This window comes from Bradyrhizobium sp. U531, from assembly GCF_051710265.1.
Taxonomy (GTDB): domain Bacteria; phylum Pseudomonadota; class Alphaproteobacteria; order Rhizobiales; family Xanthobacteraceae; genus Bradyrhizobium.
In genome coordinates this window covers 427,824-446,027 of record NZ_JASVEN010000004.1, presented here as the reverse complement: position 1 = coordinate 446,027, position 18,204 = coordinate 427,824, and the positions used below count along the sequence as shown (strand labels likewise).

Here is an 18,204-nt window from a genome sequence, read left to right as displayed (position 1 = left end):
TTCCGTTCAACACATCAATTCAGCCGACTAGTTCAGCCACAGCCGCGGCAACGCCGCACCCGTGCGCGCCAGCACGGCCATCATGTCGGCGCGCAAGCGCGCCGCATCTTGGGCACAGAACCGCGCCATTGCAAAGCCATTCCACGCGGAGATTCCGACCTCGCCGGAGAACGATTCCGAGGCCTCGCGAATGCGCTCGACCAGTGCCTCGTCACCGGGCACGATCAGCGCCGTACCGATCGCGGCACCGCCGTTGGCAACGGCGGATCGCCAAAGCTTTGCGCCGATATTGCCGTCGAGCCGAACAGTTTCGGCAAACACCAGCCTGCCGCCACGGCGCAGCCGCCAGCGATCGACGAACTCGCCCTGCTGCATCCGCTCGCCCATGGCGGTGCGGCCGAACACCACTATCTCGCAAAGCAGGAGCGAGGCGGCATCATCGAGCTCGATATCGAAACGGCGGTGGACCCGGGCGCGATCGAACAGGATCGTCTCCTGGGGCAGCCAGGCGAGATGCGCGCTCGCAGCAACCTTCAGGTCGATATTGAGCTGCGCTGCGGCGCCGGGAGCACGGTAGACCTTTTCGGCAGCAGCCGTCGTCAGGGTCAGGCGCGCACCCTCGGCCGCCGTGATCCCGACATCGAAATTATCCCCGCCGGCGACGCCGCCTGCGGTATTGACGAACACGCCGGATAGCCCCTCGCCTTCCGGCGAGGGAAAGCGCACGCGCAGCGAGCCAGACTCATGCAAGCTGCCGCGCCGCGTCACGCCATCGCGCGCGTGCACGTCGAAGCGCACCGCGCCACGGGCGCGGTTCGCCTCGAAAACCGTCGACTCAAGGTCGGTAGAATTGGCTGATAGTTCGCTGCGCATCCGCCTCCCCAGCCGGTCGCGGCAGAAATTCCGGGATTACAGCGCCATCTGGCGGCTGATTTCGGCCGGGTCAAGATTCGCGCGGTCACAGGTGAACTTCACCGCGCCGCGATCCATCACCGCAAAACTGTCGCCGAGTTCGCAGGCAAAGTCGAGATATTGTTCGACCAGCACGATTGCGATGTTGCCGAGGTTGCGCAGATAGGAGATGGCGCGACCGATGTCCTTGATGATCGAGGGCTGGATACCCTCGGTCGGCTCGTCGAGCAGCAGCAATTTTGGCCGCATCACCAGCGCGCGGCCGATCGCGAGCTGCTGCTGCTGGCCGCCGGACAGGTCGCCGCCGCGCCGGCCGAGCATGGATTGCAGCACCGGGAAGAGCGAGAACACGTCGTCCGGGATGTGCCTGTCCTCGCGCTTGAGCGGGCCGAAGCCGGTCTTGAGGTTCTCCTCGACCGTCAGCAGCGGAAAGATCTCGCGCCCCTGCGGCACGAAGCCGATGCCCTTGCGGGCCCGCTCATAGGGCTTGAGGCCGGTGATGTCGCTGCCGTCGAGCACGATGGCGCCCGACGAGATCGGATATTGCCCGACCATCGCGCGGAGCAGCGAGGTCTTGCCGACGCCGTTGCGCCCGAGCACGCAGGTAACCTTGCCCGGCTCGGCCGCGATCGAGACGCCGCGCAGCGCCTGCGCCGCGCCGTAGAACAGGTTGATGTCCTTGACCTCAAGCATCGCTCAGCGTCCCAAATACACTTCGATGACCCGCTCGTTGGACGAGACCTGGTCGATGGTTCCTTCCGCGAGCACCGTGCCCTCGTGCAGGCAGGTGACCTTGACGCCGAGCTCTCGCACGAACGTCATGTCGTGCTCGACCACCATTACGGTGTGGGTCTTGTTGATCTCTTTCAACAGCTCGGCGGTGAGGTGCGTCTCGACGTCGGTCATGCCCGCGACCGGCTCGTCGACGAGCAGCAGCTTCGGGTCCTGCGCCAGCAGCATGCCGATCTCGAGCCACTGCTTCTGGCCGTGGCTGAGGCTGCCGGCGAGGCGGTTGCGGGCGTCGGTGAGACGGATGGTCTCCAACACCTTGTCGATGCGCTCGGACTCGGCCTTGCTGCCGCGCCAGAACAGCGTGCCGCGGACCGAGTGATCGACATTGAGCGCGAGCAGCAGGTTGTCCTGCACCGTCTGGCTCTCGAACACGGTCGGCTTCTGGAACTTGCGGCCGATGCCGAGCTCGGCGATGCGGGTCTCGTCGAGGCGCGTCAGATCCGTGACGCCGTCGAACAGCACGGTGCCCTCGTCGGGCTTGGTCTTGCCGGTGATGATGTCCATCATCGTGGTCTTGCCGGCGCCGTTCGGACCGATGATGGCCCGCATCTCGCCGGGCTCGAGCGTCAGCGACAGATTATTGATGGCGTGGAAGCCGTCGAACGAGACGTGCACACCGTCGAGATAGAGCATTGCGGAGGTTGCGCGGTTGTCCATGACGTTCATGTGCGCCTACTCCGCCATCTTCGGTTGGGTGACGCCGTCTTCGGCCGCAGCGCTCGCGGAGGTCGCGGCGCGCTTCTCCTTGGTCTGGTCCCACCATGCGTTGAAGGTGCCGACGATGCCCTTGGGCAGCAGCAACGTCACCAGGATGAACAATGCGCCCAGCATGAACAGCCAGTACGGCGCCAGCATGCCCGAGGTGAAGAACGTCTTGGCGTAGTTGACGACGACGGCTCCGAGCGCCGCGCCGATCAGCGTGCCGCGACCACCGACCGCGACCCAGATCACCGCCTCGATCGAATTGCCCGGCGCGAACTCGGATGGATTGATGATGCCGACCTGCGGCACGTAAAGCGCGCCGGCGACGCCGGCCATGCAGGCCGACACCGTGAACACGAACAGCTTGTAGGATTCGACGCGGTAGCCGAGGAAGCGCGTGCGCGATTCCGCATCGCGTACCGCGATCAGCACCTTGCCGAGCTTGGACGAGACGATGGACCGGCAGATCAGGAAGCCGACAATCAGTGCGAGACAACTCAAGGCGAAGAGCGCCGCGCGCGTGCCCTCCGCCTGGACGTTGAAGCCGAGGATGTCCTTGAAGTCGGTGAGGCCGTTGTTGCCGCCGAAGCCGAAGTCGTTGCGAAAAAAGGCCAGCAGCAGCGCGTAGGTCATCGCCTGCGTGATGATCGACAGATACACGCCCGTGACGCGGGAACGGAAGGCGAGCCAGCCGAAGCAGAAGGCGAGCAGGCCGGGGACGACGAGCACCATCAGCGCCGCAAACCAGAACATGTCGAAGCCGTACCAGTACCAGGGCAGCTTCGAGTAATTCAGGAACACCATGAAGTCGGGCAGAATGGGATTGCCGTAGACGCCGCGGGTGCCGATCTGCCGCATCAGGTACATGCCCATCGCGTAGCCGCCGAGCGCGAAGAAGGCGCCGTGGCCGAGCGAGAGAATGCCGCAATAGCCCCAGATCAGGTCGATCGCGAGCGCCAGGATGGCGTAGCAGACATATTTGCCCCAGAGCGCGACCAGATAGGTCGGCACCTGCAGGAACGAGCCCGCGGGCAGCAGCAGGTTGGAGAGCGGGATGAGGATGCCGCAGGCCGCGACGACGGCAAGGAAGATCGTCGCGCCGCGGTCCAGCGATCGCGTCAGCATGTGAGGGGTCATGCTTCCACCGCACGGCCCTTGAGCGCGAACAATCCGCGCGGGCGCTTTTGAATGAACAGGATGATGAGAACGAGGATGGCGATCTTGCCGAGCACGGCGCCGGCGACCGGCTCCAGGAACTTGTTGGCGATGCCGAGCGTGAAGGCGCCGACCAGCGTACCCCAGAGATTGCCGACGCCGCCGAACACCACGACCATGAAGCTGTCGATGATGTAGCTCTGGCCGAGATTGGGGCTGACATTGTCGATCTGCGACAGCGCCACGCCGGCAATGCCGGCAATGCCCGAGCCGAGGCCGAAGGTCAGTGCGTCGACGCGCGAGGTGGCGATGCCCATCGAGGCCGCCATGCGGCGGTTCTGCGTCACCGCGCGCATCTCGAGGCCGAGCGCGGTGTAGCGCAGCATCGCGAGCAGGATCGCGAATACGGCGAGCGTGAAGACGAGGATCCAGAGCCGGTTATAGGTGATGGTGATCTGGCCGAGCTCGAAGGCGCCGCTCATCCAGGAGGGGTTGCCGACCTCGCGGTTGGTCGGGCCGAACATGGTGCGCACCGCCTGCTGCAGCACCAGGGACAGGCCCCAGGTCGCAAGCAGCGTTTCCAGCGGACGGCCGTAGAGGAAGCGGATGATGCTGCGCTCGATCAGGACGCCTATGGCGCCGGCGACGAGGAAGGCGAGCGGCACGGCGATCAGCAGCGAATAGTCGAACAGAGCGGGATAGCGGGTGCGGATCACCTCCTGCACCACGAAGGTGGTGTAAGCCCCGATCATCACCATCTCGCCATGCGCCATGTTGATGACGCCCATCACGCCAAAGGTAATCGCAAGCCCGATCGCGGCGAGCAGCAGCACCGAGCCGAGCGACAGGCCGTACCATGCGTTCTGCACGCCGGACCAGACCGCCAGCGAGGACTGGATCGAACTTATCGCGCTCGCGGCGGCCTTGGTGACCGAGGCCGGCTGGTCGCCCATGCCGGTGAACAGCGCCAGCGCCTCCTGGTCGCCGCGCGCCTTGAGCGTCGCCACCGCCTCGAGCTTCTCGACCTCGGATGCGTCGGGCTTGAACAGCAGGATGGCGGCGCGGGCGTCGCCGAGCGCGGCCTTGACGGATCTGTTGGTCTCCTTGGCGAGCGCGGCATCGACGGCCTCGAGCGCGGTCTCCTCATGCGACTTGAACACGGACTGCGCGGCTTGCAGGCGCGTTCCGACATCGGGCGACTGCAGCGTCAGGCCGCCGAGCGCGGCATCGACGCTGCGGCGCAGGCGATTGTTGAGCCGAACCGCGCTCGCACTGTCGGGAACGCTGGCCACCGCTTCGCCGGTCGCGGCATCGATCGACTTGCCGTCGGCGCCGGTGACGTAAACCTTCTTGCTGTCAGGGTCGGCCATGAGGCGGCCGTCCTGAAGCGCGCTGATGATGGGAAAGGCCAGCTTGTTGCCGCTGCTCGCGACCACGCCGATCGCCTCTTCCGTGTCGGAGAAATCGTCATTGGCAAATTTGGCGACCCCGTCCTCGAACGGACCGGCGAAGGCCGGCAGCGCGAACGCGATCAGCAGTAGCGAGAGCGCAAGCGCACAGAGGCGCGCGGACAAATGGACTGGCACTGTGAAAGACCCCGGCAGAAATGGTGGAGAAGGCGGCGGGATCGCCGCCTTCTCCGATCGTGCAATGGAGCGTCAGATCCGGATCAGGAACCCGAGCCGAGGCACTTGTTGGTCTTGGTGTTGAAGTTGCCGCACTTCTTGCCGACCCAGTCGCCGACCAGGTCCTTGGAGCCGTCAAGCTCCTTCGACCAGGCGTCGCCCGGAACGAGGCTCGGTGTCTTCCAGACCACGTCGAACTGACCGTTGCCCTTGATCTCGCCGATGAACACCGGCTTGGTGATGTGGTGGTTCGGCAGCATCTTCGACACGCCGCCGGTCAGGTTCGGTGCCTCGATGCCGGGAAGCGCGTCGATCACCTTGTCCGGATCGGTCGACTTCACCTTCTCGACGGCCTTCACCCACATGTTGAAGCCGATCACGTGCGCTTCCATCGGATCGTTGGTCACGCGCTTCGGGTTCTTGGTGTAGGCCTGCCAGTCCTTGATGAACTTCTCGTTCGCCGGGTTCTTGATCGACTCGAAGTAGTTCCAGGCGGCGAGATGGCCGACCAGCGGCTTGGTGTCGATGCCGGCGAGCTCTTCTTCACCGACCGAGAACGCCACCACCGGGATGTCCTTGGCCTTGACGCCCTGGTTGCCGAGTTCCTTGTAGAAGGGAACGTTGGCGTCGCCGTTGATGGTCGAGACCACGGCGGTCTTCTTGCCGGCCGAGCCGAACTTCTTGATGTCGGCGACGATGGTCTGCCAGTCGGAGTGACCGAACGGCGTGTAGTTGATCATGATGTCTTCCTGGGCGACACCCTTGGACTTCAGATAGGCTTCCAGGATCTTGTTGGTGGTGCGCGGATAGACGTAGTCGGTGCCCGCGAGCACCCAGCGCTTCACCTTCTCTTCCTTCATCAGATAGTCGACGGCGGGGATCGCCTGCTGGTTCGGCGCGGCACCCGTGTAGAACACGTTGCGCTCGCTCTCCTCACCCTCGTACTGCACGGGATAGAACAGGATGCTGTTCAGCTCCTTGAACACGGGGAGAACCGATTTGCGCGACACCGAGGTCCAGCAGCCGAACACCACCGAGACCTTGTCCTTGGTGATGAGCTCGCGCGCCTTCTCGGCGAACAGCGGCCAGTTCGAGGCGGGGTCGACGACGACGGCTTCGAGCTTCTTGCCGTTCACGCCGCCCTTCTTGTTCTGCTCGTCGATCAGGAAGAGGATCGTGTCCTTCAGCGTGGTCTCGCTGATGGCCATGGTGCCGGAAAGGGAGTGCAGCACGCCGACCTTGATGGTGTCGTCGGCAGCTTTCGCGCCAGTGAATGAAGCCAGACCGAGCATCAGACCGGCGGTCGCGGCGAGCACGCCGCGGCGGCTCAATGACGCCGCTATATCGTGAGTAGATTTGCTAAACATGAGTGTCTCATCTCCCTGACGCAGACGTGAAAAACGCTGCGAAACGGCCCCACGGCCGCCTGCGATTAACGGATTCGCAAGAACCGTGCCATGGAGTGAGCACCCATCAACTCATTGATTTGTATAAGGTAATTCGACGAAAACAAAGTTTCGCCGCAGCGGCTGAGCCTAAATCTTGTGCATTTGAAATGTATGCCAAAGCGGCAGGCGGGCCAATTTTTGGGCAAATTACCTAGTCTGGCTAAATTTCCGGCATAACTATTTTTGCGCTGCGATCGCCAATTGGTGCGCGCCTGCCTTGAAAGCGCCCTCGCGATGTTCCATATGAACGCCTGAGACCTCTTGCGAATCAAGGGGTCGTAGCAAGCCGCGTGTTCTTAAGCCCTCTACGGGCCTCTGGCTTGCCCCATATCTCCCAAGCCATCCGACACCCCAAGCACGCAGGTGTCCTCACGACACCCTCTTGCGCGCGCCGCGCTGATGCGCCGGGCGTTCGCTTTTGACATGGAAAGAACCCCCTTTTGACTTCGTTTCAGGACTTCGGCCTCGCCGAACCCATCGCGCGCGCTCTTCACGAAGAGAACTACGTCACCCCCACCCCCATCCAGGCCCAGACCATTCCCACGGCGCTGACCGGCCGCGACGTCGTCGGTATCGCCCAGACTGGTACCGGCAAGACCGCGTCCTTCGCGCTGCCGATCCTGCACCGCCTGCTCGAGCACCGCATCAAGCCGCAGCCCAAGACCACCCGCGTCCTGGTGCTCTCGCCGACCCGCGAGCTGTCCGGCCAGATCCTCGACAGCTTCAACGCCTATGGCCGCCACATCCGCCTATCCTCGACGCTCGCCATCGGCGGCGTTCCGATGGGCCGTCAGGTCCGCTCGCTGATGCAGGGCGTCGAAGTGCTGGTCGCCACCCCCGGCCGCCTGCTCGACCTCGTGCAGAGCAACGGGCTGAAGCTCTCGAGCGTCGAGTTCCTCGTGCTCGACGAGGCCGACCGCATGCTCGACATGGGCTTCATCAACGACATCCGCAAAATCGTCGCGAAACTCCCGATCAAGCGCCAGACGCTGTTCTTCTCGGCCACCATGCCGAAGGACATCGCCGAACTCGCGGATTCGATGCTGCGGGACCCCGCCCGTGTCGCGGTGACCCCGGTTTCCTCGACCGCCGAGCGGATCAACCAGCGCATCATCCAGGTCGATTTCTCGGCCAAGCCCGCCTTCCTGGCCAAGCTGCTGAAGGACGAGCCGGTCAACCGCGCCCTGGTCTTCACGCGCACCAAGCACGGCGCCGACAAGGTCGTAAAGACACTCGAGAAGTCGGGCATCCCCGCCAGCGCCATCCACGGCAACAAGTCGCAGAACCATCGCGAGCGTACGCTGGCGCAGTTCCGCTCCGGTGAGATCCGCACGCTGGTCGCCACCGACATCGCCGCCCGCGGCATCGATGTCGACGGTATCACCCACGTCATCAATTTCGACCTGCCCAACGTGCCGGAGACCTACGTCCACCGCATCGGCCGCACCGCGCGCGCCGGCGCCGACGGCACCGCGATCTCGCTGGTCGCAGGCGGCGAGGAGCTCAGCTATCTCCGCGACATCGAACGGCTGATCAAGGTGGCACTGCCGCGCGAGGATCTCCGCACCGACGCCGGCCGCCGCGATGCCGGTGCTCCCGCGCCGCAGCAACGACAGGGCCGCGGAGGCCGCCCGGGCCAGCGCCCGCAGGGCGCCCGGCACGGCGATGGACGGCGTGGCGACGACAGGCATGCCGACGGACGGCACCACAGTGCCGGCAGGCAGGGTGAGGGACGGCACGCTGAAGGAAGGCATGCCGAGGGAAGGTCTGCCGACTCCAGGCATGGCGACGGACGCCAATTCGACGGCAGACCTGTTGATGGCAGGTCCGGTGAGGGCCACAAGGCCTCCAAGGGGTCTCGCCGCCGCCGTGGTCCCGGTGGTAAGATGAACTCCTCACCCGCCGATCGGTCGGAACAGCGTCCCGCGCATAGCGCCGGCAAGCCTGATGGAATACAAGGCGTTGCCTTTTTGCGTCGCGAGAGTCGCCCTAACGGCCGACCGAACCGCAATCCGCATTCGAACTAACAGTCCACGACTGGAGACACCCACATGGCTAAGGAAGAGCTGATCCAGTTCGAAGGACTGGTCACCGAAATCCTCCCCGACGCCCGCTACCGCGTGCAGCTCGACGCCGGCCACGAGATCGTTGCCTATACCGCCGGCAAGATGAAGAAGAACCGCATTAAGACGCTGGCGGGTGACCGCGTGACGGTGGAAATGTCGCCCTATGACCTCGAAAAGGGCCGGCTGATTTTCCGTCACAAGGATGAACGTCCCAGCGGTATGGGCGGCCCGCCGCGCCCGGGTCAGCGCGGTGGCCAGTTCCGTCGCCGCTAACCAGTCGCGGGTAGCGCACCAGAACGTCGAATTCCGGCCTGTATTCGGATCCGCCGTGGAAGCCACGGCGGATCAAAAATTCGTGCGCGCCCCGATTGTTTTGAGGCCCCAATTCCGATAAAAGGAATTTATCGATTTTCGGCCGGACGACATTAGCATCCACCGGTACAGCCGGTTCAGACACGCTGACGACCCTTCCAAAAATTCGATCTAACCGGCCTGCGCGAGCGGGCTCTCACATTGTGAATCTAAGAAGGGACTACCCCCGTGAGCATGGGAACCGTGAAGTGGTTTAACGCAACCAAGGGCTTCGGCTTCATTCAGCCCGACGACGGCGGCCAGGACGTGTTCGTCCACATCAGCGCCGTCGAGCGCGCGGGCCTCGGCACGCTGCGTGAAGGTCAGAAGATCTCCTACGAGGTCGTGGCCGACCGCCGCTCGGGCAAGTCGGCAGCGGACAACCTCCGCTCTGCAGGCTGAAGCCGTCGGGCGCCTGCCCGATCGGTCCGCGAGAAACAAGAAGGCCGTGCGCAACGCACGGCCTTTTTCATTTCAGGTCCTGCGCTGGGATCTCAGCACGAGGACGGCACGCCGTTATAAGGCACGCAGGCGACCTGGCGCGGCCGCGTGTAAGACAAATCGCTCAGCAAGATGCTCGACTTCAACACGTAGCCCACGGTCGGCTTGTAGGTGTAATTCGCCTCGCTGAGGATGAGGTAGGTCGAGGGGATTAGCAGCGTCGCGGGAATCTCGGTGGTCACCTTGTCCCCGGCCTTCCGGGTCGACGTCGCCAGCGTCGCTTGCGCGGCACCGCTCGCAATCGTGCCGGCCTTGGTCCACTGCACCGTGGCGATGCTGTTGGCATCGATATAGATCTGCGAGATCTGGCCTTTCACGAGAGAAGCGTCGTACGGCATGATGATCGAGATGCTCGCCGTGAACGAGTTCTGCATGTCGGAATCGGCGAGCGTCGTCGACTGCGACGTCAGATCGGACAGCGTCCGCGCGATCAACGTGATCTTGCGATCGATCGCCACGGCCGACGAGAATTCGACGGTGCCGAAGAACATCACCAGCATCAGCGGGACGATGACCGCGAATTCGGTCGCCGCGAGCGCGCGCTTGTCGGCGACGAAGTCGTGCATCGCGCAGCGAACGTTCCTCGAAAGATTTGCAATGGCCTGCATTGGTCCGCCCAGATCCATCTGCCTCAGAAGGGTTCGTTCTTGAAGGCTGCGGTCGCCACCAGCAGCCGCTTGCTGCTGCAGCCGATGTTGTAGCCGAGACCGGTGACGACGAGCGGCCACTGATAGAACATCCGCACCACGACGACCTGGCTGGCCGTGCCGGGATTGTACTGCACGCCGGCCCCATTGAAGCTGCAGGAGTCGCCGTAATTGGGCAGGCTCAGAGCCGAGAAGGTGGTGGTGCTCACGACGTCGACGAAGAGCTTGCTGCAATCGAACAGCGCCGGAATCTGGGTACAGACATAGGCCTTGAACGACGTCTGATCGCACGCCGAGACCGCGTTGGGCACGGTCTGGCAGGCTGCCACCGAACCGCCCTGCGCTTGCGCCTGGCCGGTCAGAATGGCGCGCGCGGAATTCTGCGTGACGGTCTCGAGCACCTGGCCTGCGAAGAACACCAGCGCCGTCTCGATGATGGCGAACAGCAGCCCGAAGAAGATCGGAGCGACCAGCGCGAACTCGACGGCCGCGGAGCCGCGGTGGCTGCGACAAAACCGGCGGAGCGCCTTGCGGAGCGTGAACCTGGTAGGTGAAGGCGACGGCATCGCGTGAAATTCCTCGGCAGCAGCGATCATCTGCCCCGATCAATAGCTAAAACTGATTGTTTAAGTGTTGCAGGCGATTCACGCTCCGCGAACCGGACCGTTAAGAATGCGTTAACCCTGCACGCCGTGCGACTACGGACCAAGGCGCGCGCGCAAGCGAAATCGCCCTGACGTCGAAAACGTCAGGGCGCGATCAGGCGTAGGCGATGATTCAGTTGGACTTGGTGCCCGCGCCGGCAGTGCCGCTGGCGTTGCTGTTCAGCGAGCCGGCCTGGCTCATCGTGTTGTTGAAGTAGGCGTCGCTGTCGCCGAGCGTCACCCGGCGCTGGCAAATCGGCACGCAGCTGTAGGACTCGCGCTCGACGCCGCGATAGACGGTGACGAGCCGTTCGCTCGGGCCTTCGACCTGGATCTGGCGGTCGACAAGGATCTCGCCGCTCCGGTCGAGCGCGATGAAATTGGTAGCACCGTAGCCCTTGCCGGTCACGACGATCATGCCGCCGGGCTGCAGCGTGACGTCGGCGATCAGGGGATTGCCGACCACGATGGTCGCCACCTTGCCGGGCAGCCGCACCAGCTTGGCCTGGTCGACACTGACCGCGATGGTGTCGGCGGTGGGCTCGGCAAGGCCGGCGGCCGGCGACGCCAGCACCGCGGCGGCAACCAGGAGACAAACGCGCGCATGACGGCGCAGCAACTCTTTACGCATACTCTTACCCCCGGGACGTCACAAACCGGCAGAAGCGAACAGATAACAGCGGAGCCGGTGCCCGATCCCGCTAACCTGCCCTTAATTCATGAACGTTCCGCAAACCCGCCGACTATTGTTTGAACGGCTTGGCGATTTCGCCCGATATTCCCGCTTTATTGGCGGAACGGATAGGCCAGCTGGCCCCCGAACTCCCGCGGCATGGTCTCTTCGTCCTTGCCGTAATCCTGCGGTAGCTGCCCCTCCGGCATGCGGAAGGTGCCGAACAGCACGTCCCAGATTGGGAACGTCCCGGCGAAATTGGTGTCGCCGCCCTCCTGGAGCGAGGTGTGGTGCCAACGGTGGAACACCGGCGTCGCCAGCACATATTTGAACGGGCCGAAGGTCCAGTTCAGGTTGGCGTGCACGAAGGCCGAATGGAAGGTGGTGAACGGGCCGACCCAGATCATGACGTTCGGGGAGATGCCGGCCATCAGCAGCACGACGTCGACGCTGATCGTCCCGAGCACGAGATTGACCGGATGGAAGCGGGCCGCGGAAATCCAGCCGATGTCGACCGACGAATGATGGACGGCGTGATACTTCCAGAAGCCGCCACCGTGAAACAACCGGTGCACCCAATAGAGCATGAAATCGGACAGCACCACGAACAGCGTGCCCTGCACCCAGAGCGGCAGCTCCGCCAGCGGACCATGGCCATTGTCGTAGAAGGCGATCAGCCCGTCGGCGTCGTGGATGTTGAAGACGACACTGGCGCCGACGATCAGGAGTCCGATCCGCATCGTGCGGGCGAACACTGGAACGAAGAACCAGTAGCAGATGTCGGTGATGATCTCGCGCTTGCGCCACCACGGCGCGCCGGGATTGCAGGCCCAGAAATGCTCGAGCACCGTAAAGACCGCCGCGAGCACGAAGGTGACGGGGATCACCTTGATGATGGTCTCGCCAATCATCAGGGCGACTAGCATGGGCAGGCTCGACATCGTCGCCTCTCTTGCGCGGATTCCGTGCTCTTACGCGTACTCCGCGAAATTTAAGGGAGGATGAAGCCGCCGCCGCGCTTGCGGTGCATCTGGAACGGGATTGAATTGCAGGTGCGGTCTTAAGGCGAAATTCACTCTGCGCCAAAGCATCGCGCCAGACGCGGGTTTACGCGATCGAATTAACTCTACCGAAAGAGCTCGGATCTCATGGTCATCGGGTCAAAGACGGCGCCGAACGAGGCGATCCCACCCTGATGGAGTTATGTTCATGAAGAACTTGATTGCACGTTTCGCGAAGGATGAATCCGGCGCCACCGCCATCGAATACGGTCTGATCGCCGCCGGCATCGCGCTGGCCATCATCACCGTCGTCAACAACCTCGGCACCACGCTGAACACCAAGTTCACCTCGATCAGCTCTTCGCTGAAGTAAGCAGAGCGACGAACGACGGCAAAAGCCCCGGACCTCCGGGGCCTTTGTTTTTCTGACGACGGCGAGTTCCAGTGGCGTTGCGCGAGTACAGAACCGATGCCGCGGTCGCGGCGAACGAGGCAGAGGCGCAGGCCGGCTCGCCGGTCTATTGGGTCTGCCTTGCTCTGTTGCTTGCGACAGCCGCGCTCGCCGTGCGCATTGCCAGTCTCTGGTAGGACGCGCGCCCCGGCTACGGCCTCCCCGCCACCTTTTGCTGCCGTTGTCGGTTTGTTTAGCACTGCCGGCTAGCATCGCCGGACGCCCAGTTCCCGCGGCAAACCCAGGCCTCAAGACGCAATCCATGATCCTCGACCTTGCGCGCCTTCTGCTCTTCCCGGCCCTGATGGCGTTCGCCGCCGCGAGCGATCTCTTCACGATGACGATCTCGAACCGCGTCTCGCTGGCGCTGGTCGCAGGTTTCTTCGCCCTCGCCTTCGCCGGTGGCATGGCACCTTACGAGATGCTGAGCCATGTCGGTGCCGGCGCACTCCTGCTGGTCGTGGCTTTCACGTGCTTTGCGATGGGCTGGATGGGCGGCGGCGACGCCAAGGTCGCGGCCTCCGTCGCGCTGTGGTTCGGCTTTACGCCGTTGATGGACTTCCTGCTCTACGCCTCGCTGTTCGGCGGCGCGCTGACGCTGCTGCTGCTGCAGTTCCGGCAATGGCCACTGCCCTACGGATTGGCGGGCCAGGCCTGGCTGGCACGGCTGCACGACAAGCAGAGCGGCATCCCCTACGGCATCGCGCTCACGATCGGCGCGCTGATGGTCTACCCCGAGACCGAATGGGTGAAGGCGATCGACCTTGCCCATCTCGCACTGCGCTGAACGCAACGGGTAAACCCGACGTTAAGGCGATTTAGATACGCCTCATTAACCATGCTTTGACGAATAGCTGGTCAACTGCCGATTACGGCGGCGGCAGCGTCGCGGCGTCTTGTGGAAAGTGAAGCGTATGAATAGGGCACGCATTGTCGTCCTGACGGTCGCCATCTGCGCCGGCGGTGTCGCCGCGTACCTGGCGAGCGGCTCGGACAATTCTGCGCCGCCCCCGGTGGCTCCGGTCGCGCAGCTTCCAACCGTCGACGTGCTCGTGGCCAAGAACGACATCGGCCTCGGCCAGACCGTGAAGCCGGACGACGTGCAATGGCAGACCTGGCCGGCCGCGACCGCCAGTGCCACCTTCATCCGCCGCAACGAGCGCCCCGACGGCGCGACCCAGGTTACCGGCTCGATTGCCCGCGCCCCCTTCATTCAGGGTGAGCCCATCCGCGACCAGAAGTTGGTCAAGGCCGAAGGTTCCGGCTTCATGGCGGCGATCCTGCCGACCGGCATGCGGGCGATCTCGACCGAAATCTCGCCGGAAACCGGCGCAGGCGGCTTCATCCTGCCCAACGATCGCGTCGACGTCCTGCTCACGCGCCGGCTGAAGAACCCGGACCAGAGCAGCGGCGCCCCCGACATCGTCACCTCCGAGATCATCCTGACCAATATCCGCGTCCTCGCCATCGACCAGGCTCCGAAGGAGAAGGACGGCCAGAACGCGGTGGTCGGCAAGACCGTGACCCTCGAGCTCAATCCCGGGCAGACCTCGACGCTTTCCGCGGCGCGCCAGAGCGGCACGCTGTCGCTGGCGCTGCGCAGCCTCGTCGACGCCAAGGTGAGCGAAATCACGCTCGATGAGTCCGCTCAGAAGCGGGACGGCATTTCGATCATTCGCTACGGCATTCCGAGTCAGACGGCGAAAGTACGATGAAGACAGTCGATATGAAAAACAGGGCGAATTGGGCGACGATGCGAACCTCCATGGTCCGCGCCCTGTCGTTTTCAGCCGCTTTCGCTCTGGCGCTCAACCCGGTGCTGAGCCCGGTGGTCGCCGCCGATTACCGCCCCGTGGCGCCTGCCGCGGCCGACGGCCAGATGAACGCGCGCTTCCTCTCGCTCGGCGTCGGCAAGTCCGTCGTGATCGACCTGCCGCGCGACATCAAGGACGTCCTGGTCGCCGATCCCAAGATCGCCAATGCCGTGGTCCGCTCGGCGCAGCGTGCCTACATCATCGGCGCGGCGATCGGCCAGACCAACATCGTGTTCTTCGATTCCGCCGGCCAGCAGATTGCGGCCTATGACATCGCGGTCAAGCGCGACCTCAACGGCGTGCGGGCAGCGCTGAAGCAGGTGCTGCCCAATGCGGACATCCAGATCGACGGGCTGGGCGAAGGCGTCGTCCTCACCGGCACGGCGGCGAATCCCCTGGAAGCGCAGCAGGCCAACGACCTCGCGGCGCGCCTCGCCGGCGGTTCCGACAAGGTTCTGAACTCAATCGTCGTGCGCGGCCGCGACCAGGTCATGCTCAAGGTGACCGTGGCGGAAGTCCAGCGCAGCGTCATCAAACAGCTCGGCATCGACCTCACCGCCAATCTGAACTACGGCACGTCGGTGGTGAGCTTCACCAACTCCAATCCGTTCACGGCGCTCGGCAAGAACCTCGTCGACGGCAACAATCTGACGACCAAGTTCGGCGGCGCGCCGACGGTGCAGGCCACCCTGCGCGCAATGGAAACCGCGGGCGTGATCCGCACGCTGGCCGAACCGAACCTGACGGCGATCTCCGGCGAGTCGGCGACGTTCATTGCCGGCGGTGAATTCCCGGTTCCCGCGGGCTATGCGTGCGACCCCACCACCCATGTCTGTACCACCCAGATCAGCTTCAAGAAGTTCGGCATCTCGCTCAACTTCACCCCGATGGTGCTGAGCGAGGGCAAGATCAGCCTGCGCGTGATGACCGAGGTCTCCGAGCTGTCGAACGAGAACGCGATCACCCTGTCGCAGGCCGTGACCTCGAGCTCGGTGAACTCGCTGACGGTTCCCTCGATCCGGACCCGCCGCGCGGAGACGTCACTGGAAATTCCCTCCGGCGGCGCGATGGCGATGGCCGGCCTGATCCAGCAGCAGACCAAGCAGGCCGTCAGCGGACTGCCGGGGCTGATGCAGCTTCCGATCCTCGGCACGCTGTTCCGCAGCCGCGACTTCGTCAACAACGCGACCGAGCTGGTCGTGATCGTGACGCCTTATGTCGTTCGCGCGGTGGCGCCGAAGGACCTGTCGCGGCCCGACGACGGCTTCACGCCGCCTGCGGATCCGCAGGCCCAGCTGATCGGCAACATCAACCGCATCTATGGCGTGCCCGGCCGGACCGAACCGGCCAAGAACTACCGCGGCACCTATGGCTTCATCACCGACTGAAGCGGAACGGGGACTTCACGATGATTACAAGACCACCCCAGCTTCGCAAACGCGCCGTCCGCCTCGGCGGCGCGCTCGTCGGCCTGACGCTCGTGCTCGGCGGCTGCCAGCACAACGAAGCCGTGACCGCCTCCATTCCCGACGATTACAAGCAGCGCCATCCGATCGCGATCGAGGAGCAGAACCGCTCGATCGTCGTCTTCGTCGGTCATGCCCGCGGCGGATTGACCGCAGCCCAGCGCGCGGACGTGATGGGCGTCGCGTCGGCATGGCTGCACGAAGGCACGGGCGCGATCCGCATCGACGTGCCGTCCGGCACGCCGAATGCGCGTCCGGTGGCCGACACGATGCGTGAGATCCAGGCGATGCTGGCCGGCGCAGGCGTCCCGCCGCGCGGCGTCAACGTCCGCCCCTACCAGCCCGACGACAAGCGCTTCCTGCCGCCGATCCGGCTCACCTACTCCAAGATCGCCGCGGTCGCGGGTCCCTGCGGCCTGTGGCCGGAGGACATCGGTCCTTCGATGAAGAACAAGAGCTGGTTCGAGAACAAGGACTATTACAATTACGGCTGCGCGTATCAGCGCAACCTCGCTGCCATGGTCGACAATCCATCGGACCTCGAGCAGCCCCGGCCCGAGACGCCTTCCTACACGGTACGGCGCACCGCCGCCTTCGAGAAGTATCGCAAGGGAACGCCGACGGCAGTCACCTATCCTGAAGCCGACAAGGCCAAACTCAGCGATACCGGCAAATGATCAGCTACGCTCGCCAGACACACGAAGAGCAGCCGGACGCAGCGCTTCCTCCGGTCGAGGAACATATTGCGCCCGCGCCGCGCGTCTCGGTCCAGGCCTTTTGCGAAACCGTGGAGACCGCTGCCGCCGTGCAGTCGGCCGGCGAAGATCGCCGCCTCGGCAAGGCCCATCTGAAGATCCAGATGGGCGGAATGGCCGCCGCGATCGAAGCCTACCGCTCGGCTCCCACGCCGAACGTGATCGTGCTCGAAAGCGACGGCCGCAACGACCTCCTGAGCGGGCTCGACCACCTCGCCACCGTCTGCGACGCCGGTACCCGCGTGGTCGTGATCGGCCGCATCAATGACGTCATGCTCTACCGCGAGCTGGTCCGCCGCGGCGTCAGCGACTACGTCCTCGCGCCGGTGGGCGCGATCGACGTCGTGCGCTCGATCTGCAACCTGTTCTCGGCACCGGAAGCCAAGGCGGTCGGCCGCATCATCGCCGTGGTCGGCGCCAAGGGCGGCGTCGGGGCCTCCACCATCTCGCACAACGTCGCCTGGGCGATCGCCCGCGACCTCGCCATGGACGCCGTCGTCGCCGATCTCGACCTCGCCTTCGGCACCGCCGGGCTCGACTACAACCAGGATCCGCCGCAGGGCATCGCCGACGCGGTGTTCTCGCCCGATCGCGTCGATACCGCCTTCGTCGACCGCCTGCTGTCGAAATGCACCGACCATCTCAGCCTGCTGGCGGCGCCGGCAACGCTCGACCGGGTCTATGATTTCGGCACCGACGCCTTCGACGCCGTGTTCGACACGCTGCGCTCCACCATGCCCTGCATCGTGCTCGACGTTCCCCATCAATGGTCGGGCTGGACCAAGCGCGCTCTGATCGGGGCGGACGACATCCTGATCGTGGCCGCGCCTGATCTCGCCAATCTGCGCAATGCCAAGAACCTGTTCGACCTGCTGAAGGCCGCGCGCCCCAACGATCGGCCGCCGCTCTACTGCCTGAACCAGGTCGGCGTGCCGAAACGGCCGGAAATCGCCGCCGCGGAGTTCGCGAAGGCGATCGAGAGCCAGCCGATCGTCTCGATCCCGTTCGAGCCCCAGATCTTCGGTTCGGCCGCCAATAACGGCCAGATGATCGCGGAGATCTCCGCCAACCATAAGTCGATCGAGATGTTCCTTCAGATCGCCCAGCGGCTGACCGGCCGCAGCGAGACCAAGAAGCAAAAGTCGTCCCTGCTTTCACCCCTGATTGACAAGTTGCGGGGAAAATAGCCCCCGCGTGGAGT

Annotated in this window: 20 protein-coding genes; 10 read left to right on the top strand and 10 right to left on the bottom strand. The window is 64.3% G+C overall.

The genetic code is table 11. The annotated features are described in order from the left end of the window. Positions 1-27: 27 nt before the first annotated feature. The 6 genes from QRQ56_RS21630 to urtA all read right to left on the bottom strand — a co-directional run bounded on the left by QRQ56_RS21630 (position 28) and on the right by urtA (position 6,553). The gene (locus tag QRQ56_RS21630) at positions 28-873 is read right to left on the bottom strand and encodes an urease accessory protein UreD (protein WP_438742892.1); all 846 of its coding nucleotides are present in this window, start codon (positions 871-873) and stop codon (positions 28-30) included. A gap of 36 nt (positions 874-909) precedes the next feature. Continuing rightward, positions 910-1,605, bottom strand: a complete 696-nt coding sequence (gene urtE, locus QRQ56_RS21625; protein WP_097659969.1) for an urea ABC transporter ATP-binding subunit UrtE — start codon at positions 1,603-1,605, stop codon at positions 910-912. 3 nt (positions 1,606-1,608) lie between these two features. Beyond that, the gene (urtD, locus tag QRQ56_RS21620; RefSeq protein ID WP_194404457.1) at positions 1,609-2,370 is read right to left on the bottom strand and encodes an urea ABC transporter ATP-binding protein UrtD; all 762 of its coding nucleotides are present in this window, start codon (positions 2,368-2,370) and stop codon (positions 1,609-1,611) included. Positions 2,371-2,376: 6 nt separating this feature from the next. Beyond that, positions 2,377-3,543, bottom strand: a complete 1,167-nt coding sequence (gene urtC / locus QRQ56_RS21615; RefSeq protein WP_438742891.1) for an urea ABC transporter permease subunit UrtC — start codon at positions 3,541-3,543, stop codon at positions 2,377-2,379. Continuing rightward, positions 3,540-5,147 (bottom strand): urea ABC transporter permease subunit UrtB, encoded by a 1,608-nt coding sequence (gene urtB, locus QRQ56_RS21610; protein WP_438742890.1) that lies wholly within the window; start codon positions 5,145-5,147, stop codon positions 3,540-3,542. Before urtB ends, urtC begins: the two co-directional genes overlap by 4 nt. Positions 5,148-5,230: 83 nt before the next feature. Beyond that, entirely contained in the window at positions 5,231-6,553 is a 1,323-nt protein-coding gene (gene urtA, locus QRQ56_RS21605; RefSeq protein WP_438742889.1) for an urea ABC transporter substrate-binding protein, read from the bottom strand. Between the two features lie 521 nt (positions 6,554-7,074). On the opposite strand from urtA, the gene QRQ56_RS21600 reads away from it, so the two are divergent. The 3 genes from QRQ56_RS21600 (at position 7,075) to QRQ56_RS21590 (ending at position 9,453) form a co-directional block, all read left to right on the top strand. Then, positions 7,075-8,661, top strand: a complete 1,587-nt coding sequence (locus QRQ56_RS21600; protein WP_438742888.1) for a DEAD/DEAH box helicase — start codon at positions 7,075-7,077, stop codon at positions 8,659-8,661. A gap of 24 nt (positions 8,662-8,685) precedes the next feature. Then, positions 8,686-8,973, top strand: a complete 288-nt coding sequence (gene infA, locus QRQ56_RS21595; RefSeq protein ID WP_007599789.1) for a translation initiation factor IF-1 — start codon at positions 8,686-8,688, stop codon at positions 8,971-8,973. Positions 8,974-9,240: 267 nt separating this feature from the next. After that, on the top strand, positions 9,241-9,453 hold the full coding sequence (locus QRQ56_RS21590) for a cold-shock protein (protein WP_438742887.1): 213 nt from the start codon (positions 9,241-9,243) through the stop codon (positions 9,451-9,453). A gap of 92 nt (positions 9,454-9,545) precedes the next feature. On the opposite strand, the gene QRQ56_RS21585 is transcribed toward QRQ56_RS21590, so the two are convergent. The 4 genes from QRQ56_RS21585 to QRQ56_RS21570 all read right to left on the bottom strand — a co-directional run bounded on the left by QRQ56_RS21585 (position 9,546) and on the right by QRQ56_RS21570 (position 12,457). Further along, entirely contained in the window at positions 9,546-10,118 is a 573-nt protein-coding gene (locus QRQ56_RS21585) for a TadE/TadG family type IV pilus assembly protein (protein WP_438742886.1), read from the bottom strand. Positions 10,119-10,183: 65 nt separating this feature from the next. Then, a complete protein-coding gene (locus tag QRQ56_RS21580) occupies positions 10,184-10,765 on the bottom strand; it encodes a TadE/TadG family type IV pilus assembly protein (protein ID WP_438743021.1) in 582 nt (193 codons plus the stop codon). A 211-nt stretch (positions 10,766-10,976) separates the two neighbouring features. Further along, positions 10,977-11,474 carry a pilus assembly protein N-terminal domain-containing protein gene (locus QRQ56_RS21575; RefSeq protein WP_438742885.1) on the bottom strand — a complete coding sequence of 166 codons (498 nt, stop codon included), beginning with the start codon at positions 11,472-11,474 and terminating at the stop codon, positions 10,977-10,979. A 155-nt stretch (positions 11,475-11,629) separates the two neighbouring features. Further along, positions 11,630-12,457, bottom strand: a complete 828-nt coding sequence (locus QRQ56_RS21570) for a sterol desaturase family protein (protein ID WP_438742884.1) — start codon at positions 12,455-12,457, stop codon at positions 11,630-11,632. Positions 12,458-12,725: 268 nt separating this feature from the next. On the opposite strand from QRQ56_RS21570, the gene QRQ56_RS21565 reads away from it, so the two are divergent. The 7 genes from QRQ56_RS21565 to QRQ56_RS21535 all read left to right on the top strand — a co-directional run bounded on the left by QRQ56_RS21565 (position 12,726) and on the right by QRQ56_RS21535 (position 18,190). Further along, positions 12,726-12,890, top strand: coding sequence for a Flp family type IVb pilin (locus QRQ56_RS21565; protein ID WP_097660093.1), 165 nt, complete (start codon positions 12,726-12,728; stop codon positions 12,888-12,890). Between the two features lie 77 nt (positions 12,891-12,967). Then, on the top strand, positions 12,968-13,105 hold the full coding sequence (locus QRQ56_RS21560; RefSeq protein WP_438743029.1) for a hypothetical protein: 138 nt from the start codon (positions 12,968-12,970) through the stop codon (positions 13,103-13,105). Positions 13,106-13,230: 125 nt separating this feature from the next. Further along, complete coding sequence (locus tag QRQ56_RS21555; protein ID WP_438742883.1) at positions 13,231-13,755, top strand: A24 family peptidase; 525 nt, start codon at positions 13,231-13,233, stop codon at positions 13,753-13,755. A gap of 127 nt (positions 13,756-13,882) precedes the next feature. Continuing rightward, positions 13,883-14,683, top strand: a complete 801-nt coding sequence (cpaB, locus tag QRQ56_RS21550; RefSeq protein WP_438742882.1) for a Flp pilus assembly protein CpaB — start codon at positions 13,883-13,885, stop codon at positions 14,681-14,683. Positions 14,684-14,694: 11 nt separating this feature from the next. Next, a complete protein-coding gene (locus QRQ56_RS21545; protein ID WP_438743020.1) occupies positions 14,695-16,170 on the top strand; it encodes a type II and III secretion system protein family protein in 1,476 nt (491 codons plus the stop codon). A gap of 20 nt (positions 16,171-16,190) precedes the next feature. Then, positions 16,191-16,925, top strand: a complete 735-nt coding sequence (locus QRQ56_RS21540) for a CpaD family pilus assembly protein (protein WP_438742881.1) — start codon at positions 16,191-16,193, stop codon at positions 16,923-16,925. Next, on the top strand, positions 16,922-18,190 hold the full coding sequence (locus QRQ56_RS21535; protein ID WP_438742880.1) for an AAA family ATPase: 1,269 nt from the start codon (positions 16,922-16,924) through the stop codon (positions 18,188-18,190). Before QRQ56_RS21540 ends, QRQ56_RS21535 begins: the two co-directional genes overlap by 4 nt. The last annotated feature ends 14 nt before the right edge of the window (positions 18,191-18,204 follow it).